Annotated in this window: 14 protein-coding genes; 2 read left to right on the plus strand and 12 right to left on the minus strand. The window is 62.0% G+C overall.

Annotated features, from left to right (window positions below; genetic code table 11):
* Positions 1 to 285: 285 nt before the first annotated feature.
* Entirely contained in the window at positions 286 to 2,703 is a 2,418-nt protein-coding gene (locus tag AO240_RS15200) for a glucose/quinate/shikimate family membrane-bound PQQ-dependent dehydrogenase (RefSeq protein WP_099237161.1), read from the plus strand.
* A gap of 787 nt (positions 2,704 to 3,490) precedes the next feature.
* On the opposite strand, the gene AO240_RS15210 is transcribed toward AO240_RS15200, so the two are convergent.
* From AO240_RS15210 to AO240_RS15265, 12 genes are all read right to left on the minus strand, one after another.
* Positions 3,491 to 3,910 (minus strand): group 1 truncated hemoglobin, encoded by a 420-nt coding sequence (locus tag AO240_RS15210; protein WP_099237163.1) that lies wholly within the window; start codon positions 3,908 to 3,910, stop codon positions 3,491 to 3,493.
* A complete protein-coding gene (locus AO240_RS15215) occupies positions 3,910 to 4,773 on the minus strand; it encodes a DUF3034 family protein (protein ID WP_099237164.1) in 864 nt (287 codons plus the stop codon). The genes AO240_RS15210 and AO240_RS15215 overlap by 1 nt, the downstream gene beginning before the upstream one ends.
* 5 nt (positions 4,774 to 4,778) lie before the next feature.
* A complete protein-coding gene (locus tag AO240_RS15220; RefSeq protein ID WP_099237165.1) occupies positions 4,779 to 7,127 on the minus strand; it encodes a bifunctional diguanylate cyclase/phosphodiesterase in 2,349 nt (782 codons plus the stop codon).
* Entirely contained in the window at positions 7,111 to 7,794 is a 684-nt protein-coding gene (locus AO240_RS15225; protein WP_099237166.1) for a methylamine utilization protein, read from the minus strand. The genes AO240_RS15220 and AO240_RS15225 overlap by 17 nt, the downstream gene beginning before the upstream one ends.
* Positions 7,795 to 8,252: 458 nt before the next feature.
* Positions 8,253 to 9,431, minus strand: coding sequence for a PotD/PotF family extracellular solute-binding protein (locus tag AO240_RS15230; protein ID WP_099237167.1), 1,179 nt, complete (start codon positions 9,429 to 9,431; stop codon positions 8,253 to 8,255).
* Positions 9,428 to 10,402 carry a GTP-binding protein gene (locus AO240_RS15235; RefSeq protein WP_099237168.1) on the minus strand — a complete coding sequence of 325 codons (975 nt, stop codon included), beginning with the start codon at positions 10,400 to 10,402 and terminating at the stop codon, positions 9,428 to 9,430. Before AO240_RS15235 ends, AO240_RS15230 begins: the two co-directional genes overlap by 4 nt.
* Positions 10,399 to 10,695, minus strand: coding sequence for a hypothetical protein (locus tag AO240_RS15240; RefSeq protein WP_099237169.1), 297 nt, complete (start codon positions 10,693 to 10,695; stop codon positions 10,399 to 10,401). The genes AO240_RS15235 and AO240_RS15240 overlap by 4 nt, the downstream gene beginning before the upstream one ends.
* Before the next feature lie 13 nt (positions 10,696 to 10,708).
* A complete protein-coding gene (locus tag AO240_RS15245; RefSeq protein ID WP_099237170.1) occupies positions 10,709 to 11,458 on the minus strand; it encodes an SDR family NAD(P)-dependent oxidoreductase in 750 nt (249 codons plus the stop codon).
* A gap of 738 nt (positions 11,459 to 12,196) precedes the next feature.
* Positions 12,197 to 12,958 carry an SDR family NAD(P)-dependent oxidoreductase gene (locus AO240_RS15250; protein WP_099237171.1) on the minus strand — a complete coding sequence of 254 codons (762 nt, stop codon included), beginning with the start codon at positions 12,956 to 12,958 and terminating at the stop codon, positions 12,197 to 12,199.
* 10 nt (positions 12,959 to 12,968) lie between these two features.
* Positions 12,969 to 14,309: an MFS transporter gene (locus AO240_RS15255; protein WP_099237172.1), complete on the minus strand. Its 1,341-nt coding sequence runs from the start codon at positions 14,307 to 14,309 to the stop codon at positions 12,969 to 12,971.
* Positions 14,310 to 14,339: 30 nt separating this feature from the next.
* Entirely contained in the window at positions 14,340 to 15,218 is an 879-nt protein-coding gene (locus AO240_RS15260) for a polysaccharide deacetylase (protein WP_099237173.1), read from the minus strand.
* 11 nt (positions 15,219 to 15,229) lie between these two features.
* Positions 15,230 to 16,561, minus strand: coding sequence for an amidase (locus tag AO240_RS15265; protein ID WP_177445829.1), 1,332 nt, complete (start codon positions 16,559 to 16,561; stop codon positions 15,230 to 15,232).
* 335 nt (positions 16,562 to 16,896) lie between these two features.
* On the opposite strand from AO240_RS15265, the gene AO240_RS15270 reads away from it, so the two are divergent.
* Positions 16,897 to 17,886, plus strand: a complete 990-nt coding sequence (locus AO240_RS15270) for a GntR family transcriptional regulator (protein WP_099237175.1) — start codon at positions 16,897 to 16,899, stop codon at positions 17,884 to 17,886.
* Positions 17,887 to 18,890 lie beyond the last annotated feature (1,004 nt).

The following is an 18,890-nucleotide window of genomic DNA, read 5'->3' on the forward strand; positions in this document are numbered from 1 at the left end:
GATGCATCTTGCGATTTGCCCTTTCTCTCCGCGCGTCAGCACTTTATCCTTGCGGCAATAACTTGAAACGCTTCACCCTGCGGTCGACCCATCTTGACGAACTCCCTTGTACGCCTGGACAGCGCTGTCTTACACCGACCTGCGCGCAGGGATAAATCGCCCGCCTGTGGATAACCCGGTTATCCCCATAAAAACCCTAGATAACGCTGAACCAAGCCCGCGCCGAATCGTCATCTACAGTGAAGCACGCGGTTACATAATTCCAACGTGACGGAGAAACACACTATGAGCACTGATGGTGCTTCGAGCTCAAGCCGCCTGCTGCCCAGGTTGCTAGGCGTCTTGCTGCTGATCATGGGCCTTGCCTTGCTGGCCGGCGGCGTCAAGCTGAGCATGCTCGGCGGATCGCTGTACTACCTGCTGGCCGGTATCGGCATCGCCCTCACCGGCGTCCTGCTGCTGGCCAACCGCCGCGCAGCGCTGGGCCTGTACGCACTGGTGCTGTTCGCCAGTACCGTGTGGGCATTGTGGGAAGTCGGCCTGGATTGGTGGCAGTTGGTGCCTCGCCTGGCCCTGCTGTTCGCCTTGGGCATCGTCTTGCTGCTGCCGTGGTTTCGCCGTCCGTTGCTACGTGGCCAACCGGCGCCGCTGGGCACTGGCGCGCTGAGCGTGGCCGTGGTGCTGGCGGGTGCTACCGCGCTTGCCAGCCAGTTCACCAACCCCGGTGAGATGGTCAAAACCGGCCAACTCGACCGCGACGCCGTGCCGGGCATGGCCAGCGCCGCGCCGACTCAGGCCGATGGCGATTGGAACTCGTATGGCCGCTCGGCCTTCGGTGATCGCTACTCGCCACTGGCGCAGATCACCCCGGCCAACGCGCACAAACTGGTGCCGGCCTGGACCTTCCGTACCGGCGACATCCCTGGTGCCGGCGACCCTGGTGAAACCACCGCAGAAAACACCCCGCTGAAAGTCAACGGCATGCTCTACGTGTGCACGCCGCACAGCCAGGTGATTGCACTCGACCCGGACACCGGCAAGGAAATCTGGCGTTTCGACCCGAAGATCACCACCCAGGGTGCGCAGAACTTCAAGGGTTGGGCCCACATGACCTGCCGTGGCGTGTCGTATCACGATGACGCCGCCTACGCTTCCGAGCAGAGCCCTACCGGCAGCGCCAGCCCGGCTGTTGCACCGAATGCCTGCCCGAAACGCATCTTCGTGCCGACCGCCGACACCCGTTTGATCGCGCTGAACGCCGACACCGGCAAGATGTGCGAAGACTTCGGTGACAAAGGCCAGGTCGACCTGCGTGCCAACATCGGCAGCTTCGCCCCCGGCGGTTACTACTCCACGTCGCCACCTGCGGTGACCAAAAACCTGGTGGTGATCGGCGGTCACGTGACCGATAACGTCTCCACCGACGAGCCTAGCGGCGTGATCCGCGCGTTCGACGTGCACACCGGCAAGCTGGTGTGGAACTGGGACAGCGGCAACCCGGACGACACTACCCCGTTGGCCGAGGGCAAAACCTACACGCGCAACTCGCCGAACATGTGGTCCATGTTCAGCGTTGATGAAAAACTCGGCATGCTGTACCTGCCGATGGGCAACCAGATGCCCGACCAATACGGCGGCGACCGTACCGAAGACTCGGAAAAATACAGCGCCGGCCTGACTGCGCTGGACATTGATACCGGCCATGTGAAATGGACCTTCCAGTTCACTCACCATGACCTGTGGGACATGGACGTCGGCGGCCAGCCGTCGCTGATCGACATCAAAACCGCTGACGGCGTGAAGCAAGCGGTGATGGCGTCGACCAAGCAAGGCAGCATTTACGTGCTCGACCGCAGCACCGGTCAGCCGGTGGTGCCGATCAATGAAATCCCTGTACCGCAAGGTGCAGTGGCCGGTGATCGCACCTCGCCAACGCAACCCAAGTCCGACCTGAACTTCATGCCGCCGCCGTTGAAAGAACGCGACATGTGGGGCGTCACGCCGTTCGACCAGATGCTGTGCCGGATCGACTTCAAATCCATGCGCTACGACGGCCCGTTCACGCCGCCATCGCTGCAGGGTTCGATCGTCTACCCAGGTAACTTCGGTGTGTTCGACTGGGGCGGTATCTCCGTCGACCCGGTGCGCCAGATCGCCTTCGTGAACCCGAGCTACATGGCGTTCAAATCGAAGTTGATCCCGGCTGCCGAGATTGCCAAGCAAGGCCCGCGTGTCAGCGAAACCGAAGGCGTACAGCCGAACAAAGGCGCGCCATACGGCGTGATCCTCGAAGCGCTGCTGTCGCCGCTGGGCCTGCCGTGCCAGGCACCGGCGTGGGGTTATGTGGCAGCGGTCGACCTGACCAACCATCAAACCATCTGGATGCACAAAAACGGCACCGTGCGCGACAGCTCGCCGGTTCCAGTGCCCCTGACCATGGGCGTGCCTAGCCTGGGCGGTACGTTCACCACTGCGGGTGGCGTGGCGTTCTTAAGCGGCACCCTCGACCAGTACCTGCGTGCTTATGACGTGAAAAACGGCAAGCAACTGTGGGAAGGCCGCCTGCCTGCAGGCGCGCAAACCACACCGATGACCTACACCGGCAAGGACGGCAAGCAATACGTGCTGGTCATGGCCGGCGGTCACGGCTCGCTGGGCACCAAGCAAGGTGACTACGTGATGGCGTTCAAACTGCCGGATTAAGCTGCATCGGCAGTAAACAAAAGGCGGCTCCCCTGACCAGGTAGCCGCCTTTTTTAATGTGGGAAGGCGCTTGAGCTGCCAACTGTGGGAGGGGGCTTGCTCCCGATGGCATCAACGCGGTGTAACTGATGGTCCGAGGCGCCTGCATCGCGAGCAAGCCCGCACACTTGGATCAGGGCCCGATCACTTCACCGCGCAGCGCCGCCAACTGTGGGAGGGGGCTTGCTCCCGATGGCATCGACGCGGTGTAACTGATGGTCCGAGGTGCCTGCATCGCGAGCAAGCCCGCTCCCACATTTTGATTGCATGCTGCTTGGGGGATTGAAAGTGGGGTGGAGCAATCCCCCTGCCACCGCGCAGTGCTGCCAACTGTGGGAGGGGGCTTGCTCCCGATGGCATCGACGCGGTGTAACTGATGGTCCGAGGTGCCTGCATCGCGAGCAAGCCCGCTCCCACATTTTGAATGCAGTCTGCTTGGGGGATTGAATGTGGGAGGTGAGCAAGCCCCCTGCCACCGCGCAGCGCTGCCAACTGTGGGAGGGGGCTTGCTCCCGATGGCATCGACGCGGTGTAACTGATGGACCGAGGTGCCTGCATCGCGAGCAAGCCCGCTCCCACATTTTGAATACATTCTGCTTGGGGGATTGAAAGTGGGAGGGGGGCAAGCCCCCTGCCACCGCGCAGTGCTGCCAACTGTGGGAGGGGGCTTGCTCCCGATGGCATCGACGCGGTGTAACTGATGGTCCGAGGTGCCTGCATCGCGAGCAAGCCCCCTGCCACACTGGGATCAGTGTTCGATCACTTCACCGCGCAGCGCTGCCAGCCGCGCTATTAACCGATTCTGCACGGGCACTGCGATCCCTTCGCTGTCCATCGCCTTGATCAAGTCCTCCACCAAGGCATTAAAATCACTGCGACTGACCTTCTGGCCCTTATGCACCTCAGCCATACCGTCTCCGGTATACGTACACGGCCCGCCCGCCTCTACACAAAACTTCTCGATCAACTTGTTACGCAAACGCTGTATATCAACCCGGCGAAAGTGCTCAACAATGCGCCCATCGCGCGCGACGTTAAGCAGCATGCCTTCAACAATTCGGGTGATCCCGGGCAGCGCTCCAAGGTCGCGGTACAAGCTGTCATCCTTAACCGGTTGCTGAGCGCATGCGCCGATCAACAGCATCATGAAAAACGCCAGAAAACGCATCAGAAACTCCCCTGCACCGACAAATACGTGCCGTTCTGGTTATCCAGCGTGGCGATCTCCCCAAGCCGCGCATAGGCCAATACAAACGACACATGCTTGTTGGGGAAATATCCGACAAACACATCCGCCCAGTCACTTTCACCGGCAAACGACAGGTTGTCGGGCTTCTCGCGATACTCCACGCCCACCGCCCAGCGCGGGTTGAACAGCAGCGCCAGCGAACCTTCCTTGAGCAGGCTGCGGCTGTCGCGGCGGTCACCGCCAAAACCGAGCAAGCCGGTTTCATTCGCCCGGCTGTAACGCAGGCTGCCGTTAACCAACACGTTGTAGCCAAAGGCTGCGCCCATGAACAACCGGCTGGCGGCCAGGTAGCCTTCGACGTCACTGTCGCGTTTGGCGCCGACCAGGCTGGGTATCTCGAAAGCGTTCTGGTGCTTGTATTCCAGGCCGAGGGAAACCTGCGGCAGGCGGTCGTAAATCACATCCCCAAACAGCCGCACCTTGAGGCCCAACACGTCTTGGCCGAGGTGGTCATCCGGCAAATTCAGCCGGTGCACCAAGGTGCCGAGGTCGAAGCGCTGACGCGCGAAAGACACCTCGACGCGGTTGTCATACGCCAGCGCCAGCCCGGCCACATCCAAGCGGTAGTCCGGCAGATTAACCGTGGTGGCGAACGCCGTCGCGCCCCATTCGCCCTGTTCGCCGTAACCGGCCAACACCGCCCACGGCGTGATGCCGCCGCCCGCCGCGCCCTCAAGGCTGCTGGCGCCGCCAGTGGCGAGCAGACGGCCGTTATCGGCCACCGCCGTTTGCAGGGTTAACGCGCTGAGGCAGCCTATCAATAGATAAAAACGCACCGTCATGTCACTCAATGAACCAAGCTAGTGTGCACGCTGAGCGGCTGGGCCACCCACGCTTCAAAGGCGTCGGCGGTCAATGGCCGACTGATCAGGTAACCCTGCGCCGTGTCGCACTGCCAACGCTCCAACAGGCGCAGGCTGTGGGCGTATTCGACGCCCTCGGCGACCACTTTAAGGCCAAGGTTGTGGCTCATCTCGATGGTCGAACGCACGATCACTGCGTCTTCACTGGTTTCATCGAGGTTGCGAACGAAGGATTGGTCGATCTTCAATTCCTGCACCGGCAGGCGCTTGAGGTGCGCCAGCGACGAATAGCCCGTGCCGAAATCGTCCACCGACAGGCCGATACCACAGTCGCGCAGCAGGTGCAGCACGTGCAGGGCTTTTTCCGGCTCACGCATGACCGCGCTTTCGGTGATCTCGAACAACAGTTGTTCGGCGGGCAGGTTATAGCGGCGCAGCAGCGCCGAGACCCGATGGGCCAACTCGTCGCCGAGCAAATCGTCGGCCGAGATGTTCAGCGACAGTTGCAGGTACAACCCGCGCCGGTTCCAGTCGCACAACTGGCGAATGCCCTCCTCGATCACCCAATGGGTCAGCAACCGAATGCTGCCCGAGCGCTCGGCCAACGGGATAAATTCTGCCGGCGAGACCATGCCGAACTGCGGGTGCTGCCAGCGCAACAAGGCTTCGGCCTGGCGCACGTGGCCCTGGCGAATGTCCAGCTTGGGCTGGTAATGCAACAGCAATTGGCCTTGGCTCGGCGCGTGGCGCAAATCGCGAATCAAGGTGATCTGGCGACGGTGTGCGAGGTCGCTGCCGTGTTCGTACACCTGCAAGCGGCCAGGCATTTGTGCGGCGTCTTTCATCGCAATCGCCGCGCGCTCCAGCAAGGTCTGGGGGCTTTCGCCATCGGCCGGGTACGCGGCGATGCCCAAGCGGCAATCCAGCGCCAGGTCATGGCCATTGATGCGTTGGGGGCGCAGCAGCAACTGTTGAAGTTTGTCGGCCAGGCCCACGGCTTCCTGGCTGCCCGCGCCTTCCAGCAGCAGCAGGAATTCGTCGGCAATCAAATGCGCCAGGGTATCGCCAGGGCGTAACGCCACCTGCAGGCGGCGGCTGACCTCTAGCAGCACGTGATCCACCGCGTCCGGCCCGGCGGTTTCGCTGGCGGCGCGCAAGTTATCAATGCCCAGGTAAATCAGCGCCATCGGCCGCTGGGTGGCAATCGCACTGCCGAGGCGCTCCATCGCCAGCGCGCGGTTGGGCAAACCGGTGAGGCGATCATGCAGCGCGTTGTGCGCCAGTTGTTGTTCGCGTTCGGCAATGCCGTTTTGCATCAAATTGAGCGTATGCGCCAACCGCCCGAGTTCGTCGCTGCGGTCCAGCGCCACAGGCGTCTGGTAATCACCCTGGCCAATCCGCTCGGCCGCCAGCGCCAGCGCCTGCACCGGTCGCGACACGCCACGCGCCAGCAGCAAGGCGCCGGTCAGCGAGGCCATCAGCGCGATCAAGGCAATCACCAGAATTTTTTCATCGAGCGGCACAAAAGCCTGCATCGCCATGTCCAGCGGGCTTTGCAGCAACGCGAGTACCTGGCCGTCGTTGTCGCTGGCCAACACCAGCGTCTGGCTGAGAAAACTGTGTTCCATGTGTTCGGTGGTGGACACCCCATTGCGCGTGGCAGTGCCCAACATCAGGCTGACGATGCTGTCGCGCAATACCTGCGGCTGGGTGCTGACCAGTTCGCCGGGTTGTTGGCGATCAATGGTCAGGAATGACACCTCCAGATTGCTCAGCGAGCGCAGCTCATCGGCAAACGCGCTGTCCATGCTGAAGCCCATCACCACCCGGGCAATCGGCAACGGCGCCAGCACCGGTGCTTCCACCAACAGGTGCGGCTTGCCTTGCAGCGGCACCATCAGCGTGGTTTGGCGGTTGCGTCGGGCTTCGCGCAGGGCCATGTCGTAGCGAAAGGCCGAGCCCTCAGGCACATCAGCCAGAGTGCTGGCGAGGACTGTGCCGTCCATGCCGAGCAAAATCATGTCGCTGGCGTTGATGCGTTTGCCATGGTTGAGCAGCACCGAACGCAGGGTCGCCGAATCACCGCTGGCCACCGCATCGCGAAAACCGAAGTCCGCCGCCAGCAGTTGCACGCCGTCCGCCAGGCGCCGACCGCGCACGTCCAGCAAGCGTTCGAACACCCGCGACCCCACCTCCAATTGCATCATGGCCTGGCCGCGCACGGCGGAACTGGTCGCGGCTTTTACGCTGAAATACAGCGCACCGATCACCACCAGCAATAGCAGGATCAGCACACTGGCGACACGCGCCTGGAAGCTACTGCGCAGTTTCACGGGCAGCTCGATTGAAGGCGTCGCCAAAAACCGTCGGCGCAGGTGTTGGCGGCACGTCCGCTGAGACAGGCTCCAGGCTCAAGACGACGTTATGGCTGAGGCCTGCGGCGGGAATGCGCAAGGTGCCGCCATCCAGCGGTTGCATGTCCGCCAGTTGCGGGTGCCACAGGGTGACGTGGTAATCACCGACCGGCAGTTGTTCCAGACGCACCCGGCCCTGAGCATCGCTGACACCGAAACGTGGGTCGTCGGTGACGTAAATATAGCCAAGCATCCAGTCATGAATATTGCAGCCGAGCACCACTACACCGGGTTTATCGAACAGCAATGGCGCAGCCGGCGTGCCTTCGTACAGGCGCAGCTCAAAGCGTTTCGCGGCAGAAAAGGAATAGACCTGATGGCGGATGTTGTCGCTGTTGGGGAAGCGCACTTGCGTGCCGGTGTGCACCGCCAGTACATGCGGCGCGAACTGCTGGCCGCGCTGGTCCATGTCGGCTTTGAGGGTGCCAGCCGGTGCACCGATGGGCCCTTGCAGTGTCACCACCGCATCACCGACCGAGGCGCCATCCGCTTGATGCACCATCACCTCAAGCGTCGCCGCAGCGGCCAATGCGTGGGCCGAGAGCAAGAGGATGACTAGGGATAACTGCTGAAATAACCTGGCCATTCGGGGTCCACGTGAAAGAAAAAAAGTGGCGGCCAGCCTTGGCATAAAAACGCTGCAACGGGCGTTAGGGCTTAGATGATGCCGCAAACAAGGCCAATAGCCACTACTGAATATGCGACAAGCGCTCACCGCTGGTCGGTAAAACCTGTGCAACGGGTCAGGCTCTGTAGAAGTTATCGACCATAGTCGAAAAAGCTGTAGCCCACCGGTAAGCCAGCCCACGCCTTCATTTTCAGAAAAAATCGGATTTCAGGAGATTAGCCGGGAGTTGGGATAAGTACACCCAGCCAAACGGGGAATTTGGCCATCACGATCGTTCCCACGCTCTGCGTGGGCATGCAGCCCATAACGCTCCGCGTCACCTTGCGCAAGGCGTGAGCACCTCGCAGGCCGCAGGACGCAGAGCGTCCAGAGCCGCATTACCACGCGGAGCGTGGGAACGATCAATACGCTCTCGGCTAAGCGCCCAAGCGAGCGCGCATGAAATCGCCCCATCGGCGCACCAGGTAGTTGTGCTCATCCATCACTGAGTTCCACACGGCGATGTGCCCCATGCGTTGCTCATAGGAGCCGCCATCGCGCACCTCGCCGACGTCGATCAGCGGCAAGCCGTCACTGCCCAACAACTGCTCCCGGGCAGGCAAACCGGCATACCAGTAATCCCACTCGGCACTGCTCAAATGGTCGCGCGTGCGCGCCGGGTTGCCGATGTAATAGCCCTGGCGCGCCATCACCGCCCCAGGCCAGCCGGACAACCACCAATTCAGATAAGCGTACGCCGCATCCAGCACCGGGCCCTGGGCATGGCGTGACAACGACAGCCCGCCAAACCAGGCGCGATAACCTTCGCGGGGCACCGCCAGCCGGTATTTCACCCCGGCACGGTGCAAGCGCATCAAGGTCGGCGACCACAGGCTCTGGATATCGATGCTGGGGCTGAGCATCAACTGCGCCGCCTCTTCGTCGTCCGACCAGAACGCCGCAAAGTGCCCCTCCTTCTGCTTGCGCACCAGAATGTCAGCCAGCACATCGATCTCTTCGATGCTCATATTGCCGATGTCCTTGAAGTGCGCCAGCCCCGCGCCCTGCACGGCCAGCGCGGCGTCCAGCGCGCCAATCGCGGCGTCACTTTGCAACGCTGTACGCGCGCTCCAGGCCGGGTCGAGCAGCCAGCCCCAGCTTTCGTTGCCATGGCTGAAGCCTTCGGGCAAACGTTCGGGGCGGTAGGCAAAACTGTCGGCGTTGTGCGTCAGCGGCAACATGCTGATGCGCTCGGTCACGGTGCTGCCGAGGCTGCCATCGTGCTGCACAAACAGGCGTTCACTGGGCACGCTGCCGCTGCCCAGCCGGTCGCTGGCCGACAAGCGACCGCGCTTGGGCAGGTCGTTGATCTCGTGCCACAGCGCGATGCGTCGCGTGTCGATGGGCTGGATCGCCCGTGCAGGCCACACAAAGTCGACGTTGTGAAACCACTGGTCGTACAGGTCGTAGCTGTCGGGCTGCATCACCGCAATGCGCTGGGCCTGTTCAACATCGTGCACCTGGTACACCAGGCGAATGCCCAGCTCTTGCTCGGCACGCACGCGCAGGCATTCCAGCAAAGTGACGGACGTACCGAGCACGCGAAGTGTGATCATGCGGCAAACCGCCGGGAGAACACGTCAAACGAGCGCCGTAACAGCGCCGGGTCGAGGCCACGCAGGATAAATACCAGGCGCGATTGCCGGTCGGTGCCTGGCCATGCAGGCAAATGCACCGGGGCATGCAGGCAGTGCTGCACGCCATGAATGACGATAGGGGCCGAGCTTGCGTTCACGTTGAGCAGTCCTTTGACGCGAAGGATTCGTTCGCCGTGGCATCTTAACAGCATCGACAACCACACCCCGAACCCCACCCAGTCCAGCGGCTGGTCGAAGGTCAGGCAGCAGACTTGCGCGGTGCCGTGAGTCGCCGTGGTGGTTTGGTGCAGTTGCCAGCGGCTGACTTCGACAGCGGGTTCGGCGCTGCGCAGGCCTTCGCCGAGCAGCAGTTGATCACCGCTGTGAATCTCATCGGTGTTGAGGATCGGCGTGCCCGCGTTCAGCGCCTGCAAGTGCGTGCGCAGCGCCGTGCAGTCGCCGACCACGTCGGTCTTGCTGAGCAGCAACCGATCCGCCGCCGCCACCTGGGCCAGCCATTCCGGGTGCAGGCGTTCTTGCAGGGCGGCATGGCTGGCGTCGACCAGGGTGATCACCAGGCCGATATGGAAACGCCCGCGCAGTTGCACGTCATTGTTCAATGTGGCGAGGATCGGCGCCGGGTCGGCGAGGCCGGTGGTCTCCAGGATGACCCGTTTGAAGGCCGGGATTTCGCCGCGTTCACGCCGTTGCAACAGGTTCAGCAGGGCGTCTTTCAGCTCACCGCGAATCGAGCAGCAGACGCAGCCGCTGGGCAGCAGCACGGTATCTGGCGCGACCTCTTCGACCAACAAATGATCGATGCCGACGTCGCCGAATTCGTTGATCAGCAAGGCGGTGTCACCGAGGCTCTCGCCGTGTAACAGGCGCTTGAGCAACGTGGTTTTGCCGCTGCCGAGAAAGCCGGTAATGACGTTGAGGGCGATGCTCATACAGACTCCAAGTAGTCGAGCAGGTTGGGGTCGAGTGGGTCGATGGGGCGGCCGAGCATGCTTTCTGCCGCTTGCCAAAGCTGATCCAGGCCGCTCGCCAGCGCTTGCTTGCCGGTGGCGCCCAAGAGCAGATACGACGCGCCCTGGAAGTCTTCGACCTTGAGCCGGAACACCGCCAATACCTGGTTGATCGCGGCGATGCGGCGCTGGCGCTCGCGGCGTCTGGGCAATTCATCGCCCAAGGGGTCGCTCCAGTGCAGGTCTTCACCGAGCAACCCGCAGAGTCCGCACATGGCTACACCTCACTCATGGCATGACATCGCCGGAATTCGGGCCCAGGGTCTGGCCAACGAACAGGTTGCCGCCCGGCTCACTCGCGAGCAGCACGGCGGTAGGCGCAACTTCATCTGCCAGGCCAAAGCGGCCCAACGGTAACTCGGCGGCCTTGGCGCGTTTCCAGGTATCGCTGATGCCGCCCACCAACGGCGTTTCAATAGGCCCAGGCGCGATGGCGTTGACCAGCACGTTGTCCTTGGCCACTTCCAGCGCCAGCGATTTGGTGAAGCCAATCACTCCGGCCTTGGCCGCGGCGTAATGCGTCAGCTCGGCGCCACCCTTGATGCCCAGTTGCGAGGCCACATTGATGATGCGCCCCCAGCGCTGCGCCAGCATGTGCGGCAACGCGCGCTGGCTGGCGACGAACACACTGGTGAGGTCGACGCGCAGCATGTCGTTCCACATTTCGACAGTGAGGTCGACGCAACGCGCCTGGGTGAGCATGCCGGCATTGTTGACCAGAATATCGATACCGCCGAAGTGTTCGACGCAGCGATCAATACTGGCCTGGGCGCCCTCAACGGTGCCCACGTCGGCCAGGCATTCGACCACCTCGGCGCCGAGGTTGCGGCAAGTGATAGCGGTTTCGGCAAGGCTTGCTGCATTGCGATCGGCCAACAGCAAGCGCGCGCCTTCGGCCGCATAAGCACGGGCGATAGCGGCGCCAATGCCACTGCCTGCGCCGGTAATAACCGCACGACGGTTAATCAACTGATCCATACAAAACTCCTGAAAAAAAACCATTCCACTGTGGGAGGGGGCTTGCTCCCGATAGCGGCGGGCCAGATAAAACAACTGTGACTGACACACCGCCATCGGGAGCAAGCCCCCTCCCACATTTAACCCTCACCGGCGCACGGTAATACGCTGCAGCAGGTGAGTGGCCCATACAAAAAACCCTGAAAAAAACACACTCCACTGTGGGAGGGGGCTTGCTCCCGATAGCGGCGGGCCAGATAAAACACTGTGACTGACACACCACCATCGGGAGCAAGCCCCCTCCCACATTTCAATCGCACCAGCGCACGGTAGTAACCCGGTAGCTGATGAGTTGATGCACACAAAAAACCCTGAAAAAAACCCATTCCACTGTGGGAGGGGGCTTGCTACCGATAGCGGCGGGCCAGATAAAACAACTGTGACTGACACACCGCCATCGGGAGCAAGCCCCCTCCCACATTTAACCCTCACCGGCGCACGGTAATACGCTGCAGCAGGTGAGTGGCCCATACAAAAACCCCTGAAAAAACACATTCCACTGTGGGAGGGGGCTTGCTCCCGATGGCGGTGGGCCAGATAAAACACTGTGACTGACACACCGCCATCGGGAGCAAGCCCCCTCCCACATTTCAATCGCGCCAGCGCACGGTAGTAATCCGGTAGCTGACCCGATAGCGGTGGGCCAGACAAAGCAACTGGGACTGACACACCACCATCGGGAGCAAGCCCTCTCACAGTTCAGTCGGGCCAGCGCACGGTCAGGCCGCCGTCGATGACGATGCTTTGCCCCGTCAGGTAGCTTGACGCCTCACTGGTCAAAAACTGCACCAGCGACGCCACTTCATCCGCCCGCCCTACTCGCCCCAGCGGAATTGCGCGGGCAGCTTTGGCCAACCCTTCAGGCCCGAGCGAATTCTTTGCATCCAGCGACTGCGGCGTCTCGATCAACCCCGGGATCACCGCATTGCAGCGAATGCCCAACGGCGCCAACTCCACCGCCAGCGAGCGGCACAAGCCCGGCACGCCAGCCTTGGCCGCCGCGTAATGGCTGTGCTCCTGCCAGCCATATACGCCGCCGGCTATCGACGAAATCGCTACCAGCGCGCCGCCTTCGCGCATATGCCGGGTGGCCGCGCGGAAGGTGCGCATCACCCCCGTCAGGTCGACATTGAGCATCTCGTTCCACAGCGCATCGGTCATCTCCAGCAACGGCGCGCGGCGCAACAACCCCGCGTTGGCCACCGCGTAATCGAGGCGCCCGAAATGCTCCACGGCGCGCGCCGCAAGCGCGTCTACCGAAGCGGTATCACCCACGTCCAGCGCCAGCATCAGGCACTCACCGCCCGCGGCTTCGACCAAATCGAGCGTGGTTTTCGGGTCATGCGGATCGGCCGGGTAATACCCGCCCACCACCTGCACACCCGCGCGCGCATAGGCCACGGCGAGGGCTTGGCCGATGCCGCTGGCGGCACCGGTAATCAGGGCTGTTTTGCGCGTCATCACACTCTCCTTACTGAACGGTTTCCGGGCGCACGTGGCGCGCGGCAAACATCAGGGCACCGGACAAGAAGCACGGCAGCGCGCCGAACCACAGCGCGGCGGTCTGCCAGTCACTGCCGGCGGCCAACACCTGGGTGGCGCCAAAGCCTGCGACCACTGCACCAATCGGGCCCATCGCATGAATAATCGCGCCGCCGGTGGCGCGGATGCTGGTCGGGAAACTCTCGCTGATAAAAAACAGCGCGGCCGAGTAAGGCCCGATCAGGAAGAACAGGCCCAAGCTGTACAGCCCGACCACCATCGGCATATTGCTTGGGCCAAACAGCATCCCGGCAAACGCCAGGCCGCCGAGCATCCAACCCAGGCCAATCACGTTGCGACGGCCGATTTTGTCGCCCATCCAACCGTGAGTCAGGTAACCGCAGTAACCCACCAGGTTCGACAGCACGAGGATGATCAGCGAGTTCTCGAACGAGATGTGGTGCACGCTGACGATCACCGACGTACCGAGCACGCTGAACACCTGGATCGCCGCCCAGTTGAGCAGCAGCGCGGCGCCAATCACCAACGTGGCGCGACGCGCCGGGCCACGGAACGCGGCTTTGAGGCCCGCCTTACTGTGTTCGTCGTAGTCCACGCCATAGGTCATGGCGACGTTTTGCGCTTCGCTCACCGCGCCGCTTTTACGCAGTTGGCTGATACGCTGATGAATCTGAAACTGCGGGCTTTCCTTAAGCTTGCGCGCCATCACCGCAATCACAATCGCCGGGATCGCGGCGAAAATAAAACACCCCTGCCAGCCAATGACCGGCAGCAACAGCGCGGTCAAACCCGCCGCAATCAGCGCCCCCACCGGCCAGCCGCCTTGCACCAGGCTGTAGATAAACCCGCGACGCTTGGCCAGTTTCGGGTCTTGCGAGGCGGCGTACAGCTCACTCAAATACGTGGCGTTGACGGTTTCTTCGGCATACCCCAAGCCGCCCAACGAACGGATCAGAATCAATGACGACTTGCCCCACGCACCGCCAATCGCGGTGAGTGCCGAGCAAAGCGCCGAACCTGCGACGGTAAAAATAATCCCTTTGCGCCGCCCCAATTTATCCACGATAGGCCCGATGCCCAGCGCAACCACCGCCGTGCCCAGCGCCACCCATGTCGCGATTTCAGCTTGCTCCACTTCGCCCCAGCCAAAATGCCGGCCGATCTCCGGCAACAAGGTGCCGAACAGAATGAAGTCGTACACCGCAAACACCCAGGCGAAAAACGCGATCCAGGTGGCGAAGCGCACTTCCTGGGACGTCAGTTGCCGGGGTTTCCAGCCAGTCAGGTCAAGCTTGTTATAGATGGACATAAATCGCGCCTCAAGGGTGGGAGCAAAGGGTCAGGTACGCGGTTGGCGGCGGATGAAGTCGTCGGCGATTTCGTCGAAGGTGACAAAACGCACGCCGGCATGGCTCTGGATGTGTTCGATCAGGCGCTCAAGCATCAGCAGCACTTGTGGGCGACCGGACACGTCGGGGTGAATGGTCATGGTGAACACCGCGTGCTCATGCTCGCGGTACACCCAGTCGAACTGGTCGCGCCACATTTCTTCAAGGTGGCGCGGGTTGACGAAGCCGTGGCTGTTGGGCGCCTTTTTGATAAACATCATCGGCGGGAGGTCGTCGAGGTACCAGTTGGCCGGGATCTCGACCAAATCGGTTTCTTCACCGCGCACCAGCGGCTTCATCCACGTGTCGGGGTGCTGGCTGTAGTCGATCTTGGTCCAGCTATCGCCCTTGCGCACGTAGTACGGGTGGAAGTCGTTGTGCATCAGGCTGTGGTCGTACTTGATGCCTTTTTTCAGCAACAGCTCGTTGGTCACTTTGCTGAATTCCCACCACGGCGCGACGTAGCCGGTGGGGCGTTTGCCGGTGACGTGGGTGATCAGTTCGATGGCCTTGTCGAGGACGATTTCTTCCTGCTCGGCCGTCATCGCGATAGGGTTTTCGTGGCTGTAGCCGTGCACACCGATTTCGTGGCCGGCGTCGGCCACCGCTTTCATTTGCTCGGGGAAGGTTTCCATCGAGTGGCCGGGGATAAACCAGGTGGTGCGCAGGCCGTAGCGTTCAAACAATTTGAGCAGGCGCGGCGCGCCGATTTCACCGGCGAACAGGCCGCGGGAAATGTCGTCGGGCGAATCTTCGCCGCCGTAAGAGCCGAGCCAACCGGCGACGGCATCAACGTCGACGCCAAATGCACAGAGAATGTCTTTAGCCATGATGTGTCTCCTTAAATAATCATTGCGGATTCGACCGACAACGCAGCGCGCAAAAGGCGTGCGTCTTCCCCGGCCGGGGCGCTGAGCAGCAGCCCGGTCGGCAGGCCTTGGGCATCGCGACCGCTGGGCAAGCTGACGCCCGGCATGTCGAGCAAACTGCCGGGCATGGTCAGGCGCAGGGTGGCGAGGTTGGTTTTGACGAACAGCGCGTCGTCGGCCTCCAGCGGCGCCAATGGCGGTGCCACATGCGCGACGGTTGGGGTGATCAGGAGGGCGCCGTCGAGTTCGTCGATCAGTTGTTGTTGCAGGCGGCGGCGCGCCGTTGTCAGGTAAATAAGCTGGCTGGCCGGCAGAGCGCGCGCCGCTTCAAGGCGGCGGCGTACGCGCGGGTCAAGTTTTTGCGCGTCAGTGCTGTCGAGCAATGCTTGATGCAGCGCAAACGCTTCAAAGGCGCCGAGCCAGCCGTGGTCTTTGATCAAGTCCAGGGTGGCCTGGAACGTCGCCGATGGGCGCACCTCGACCAGCGCACCGGCGGACTTGAGTTGGTCCACCGCGCGTAACAGGTTATTGCGCACGCCCGGTTCAATGGCTTCCAGCGCACCTTGCTCCAGCACCAGGCGCTGGCCCTTGAGGCTACGCGGGAGGTGGCGCTGGCTGCGGCCGTGAAGCAAGTCGTCGATGGCCAGCGCATCGCGCACGCTGCGGGTCAGCGGGCCGAGGCTGTCGAGGGTGTGCGCCAGCGGGAACACGCCGTCACGGCTGTAGCGTCGGCTGCTGGCGCGGTAACCCACCAGGCCGTTGAGGGCCGCGGGAATGCGGATCGAACCGGCGGTGTCGGTGCCCATGGCGATGGGCACGATCCCGGCGGCAACGGCCACCGCAGAGCCTGCAGACGAACCGCCGGGAATACGCGCTTGGTCATGCCCGTGAGGGTTGTGCGGCGTACCGAAATGCGGGTTCAAGCCAAGGCCCGAGTACGCCAGTTCGCTGAGGTTGGTCTTGCCCATGCTGACCATTCCGGCGCGGCACAACAGGCCCACGCATGGCGCATCGAGCAAGGCGGCAGGCGCATTGCGGCGGTAAGCGGCGCCGGCGGTGGTGACACTGCCCGCCACGTCGAACAGGTCTTTCCAGGCCAGTGGCACGCCATCGAACACACTCAGGGGCTGGCCTGCGCGCCAACGCGCGCTGGCGGCTTGCGCCTCACGCCGGGCGCGTTCGGCGCTCAGCGAGATGAACACACCTGGCGCCTGGCTCGCCTGGCTCAGGGCCTGTTCGAGGACCTGCACCGGGTCGCTGCGGCCACTGGCGAACGCTTCGGCCATTGAAGTGGCGTCTGGCATCAAGAAAACCCTCTAAAACGTACATATTAATAAAATGTACGTTTTACAAAGGCAGCTTTCGTGCCAGTCTCTGTTGACGATTTTTTGCGCGAACCGCCTTTATCGCTTGGAGCTGCGGGATAGAGGGCATGGCAGGCAGCAAAAAAACCTGGCGAAGACGCGTGGCCGAGCTTGGCACGAAATAATGTATCTTTTATTAATAAGTACATTTTGGTGCAGAAAAGTAACATTCCGACTTTCAAGGCCCCAAAAAAGTGCCCCCTTCGTGGCGCAGAGTGACAGGCGCAACTATGAGAGAATCCCCGGCCAACTTCCTGAAGGCTTCAAAGAACGCGATGAAAGCAGTGTCCGCCTCGGCTTCCCGTTACGCGATGATTCACCAGCTATTGCGTGATGCGATCGTCAACGGCACCGCCCGCCACGGTTTGGTGTTGCTTGAGGCGCCGCTCGCCGAACTGTTCGGCACCAGCCGCGTGCCGGTGCGCAAGGCGCTGGACCTGCTGCATGCCGAAGGGTTGATCTGCCGCTTCAACGGTCGCGGCTACCTGATCAACCCCGAAGGCCTGGCGATGGAGCCGTTGCGCCTGCCCGTGAGCCCTGCGCACCTGGGCCTGAATGGCGACGACGAGCTGGTCGACACGCGGCCACTGGGCGAGCGCATCGTCGAAGAAATCGGCGCAGCGCTGTCCACCTGCATTGCCTTCGGCCACTACCGCCTGGATGAGCAAGCCGCCGCCGACCACTACGGCGTCAGCCGCGCGGTAGTGCGCGAAGCGCTGATGCGCCTGCGCGACCGTGGCCTGGTCGAAAAAGAGCCCTACTCGCAATGGCTGGCCGGGCCACTGACCGCGCGCGAAGTGACCGAAGACTACGAACTGCGCGCCTGCCTAGAGCCCGAAGCCCTGCGCCAGAGCGCGCCGAACCTCGACCGCGAGGTGCTCGAAGGCATGTTGCAACGCGTACTGGACGCCCAGGACAGCCCCCACTGCAGCCTGGAGACCCTCGAACAAATCGAAGAGGACTTGCACCAGCATTGCCTGGCGGGCCTGCAAAACCGCAAGATCGCCACGCTGATTCGCCAGGGCCAGAGCCCGATGATCATCAGCCGGATTTTCTATCGTTTGCTGGGGATCGGCGCTGATCCGGCCATGCTTGCCGAACATCGCTTGATCCTGGAGCTGTTGCTGCATGGCGCGTTCGATGCTGCTGCGCTGAATTTGCGCGAGCATTTGCAGCGGGCACGCCAGCGGATGTTGCAGCGGCTCAAAGTGCTGTCGGTGTTACCCGAGCAGCCACTGCCTGGGTATCTGCACAAGATCAGCTGACGCCGCCAACTGTGGGAGATTCTATGGCTGAAAAAGCGGGACGCAGAGCGTCCGGAGCGGCATTACCACGCAGAGCGTGGGAACGATCAACTAAGCCAAACTCGGTCAAACTGTGGGAGGGGGCTTGCTCCCGATGGCGGCGGGTCAGTCAACTCATGTATCAACTGTAAAACTGCTATCGGGAGCAAGCCCCCTCCCACAAGGGTCAGTCAACTCATGTATCAACTGTAAAACTGCTATCGGGAGCAAGCCCCCTCCCACAGAAAGCAAAAAAAGCAGATCTGCTATTTATGCAAAACCCGCCCTTGATCTGCTTCAACCACTCAGGTCGGCTTTCAGGCCGCCGTGCTTTTGCTTTTGATNTGATCTGCTTCAACCACTCAGGTCGGCTTTCAGGCCGCCGTGCTTTTGCTTTTGATCTGCTTTTGATCTGAGAAGCGCCCCGTTAAACCACGATGGCCGCACGCAGGCTTGAATCCGTGGGTAACCCGGCAGGACGCCGGGTTAGCCGCGCTGGGCCAAGGATGGCCCATCGCGGCGGCCCACGGATTCAAGCCTGCGGGCGGGCATGCCGAGCCTAAGCGAGGCACCAAGTGGTGGGGCAAGAGCGTTTTGGTTACTTTTGCGCTGTTCAAAAGTGACTCGCTGTAAGAGCGAAACCGATACAAGCCATCACCCAANGATTCAAGCCTGCGGGCGGGCATGCCGAGCCTAAGCGAGGCACCGAGTGGTGGGGCAAGAGCGTTTTGGTTACTTTTGCGCTGTTCAAAAGTGACTCGCTGTAAGAGCGAAACCGATACAAGCCATCACCCAAACAACGGATATGCACGAAAACCCAAAGAACACCCCAAGCCCGCTCGCCGCGCGACAGCGCTACATCAAAGATGCAGTGGGGTCTCCCACAAAAGCGTTGCGGGTGCCTATGCAGATTTGTAGCGCGACAAATCCATGCAATATGTTGCTATCTGGCCCACCCCATTGAAACCACCGTCGCCGCGCCCCAT

The organism is Pseudomonas sp. ICMP 460, from assembly GCF_002723595.1.
Taxonomy (GTDB): Bacteria; Pseudomonadota; Gammaproteobacteria; order Pseudomonadales; family Pseudomonadaceae; genus Aquipseudomonas; species Aquipseudomonas kitaguniensis.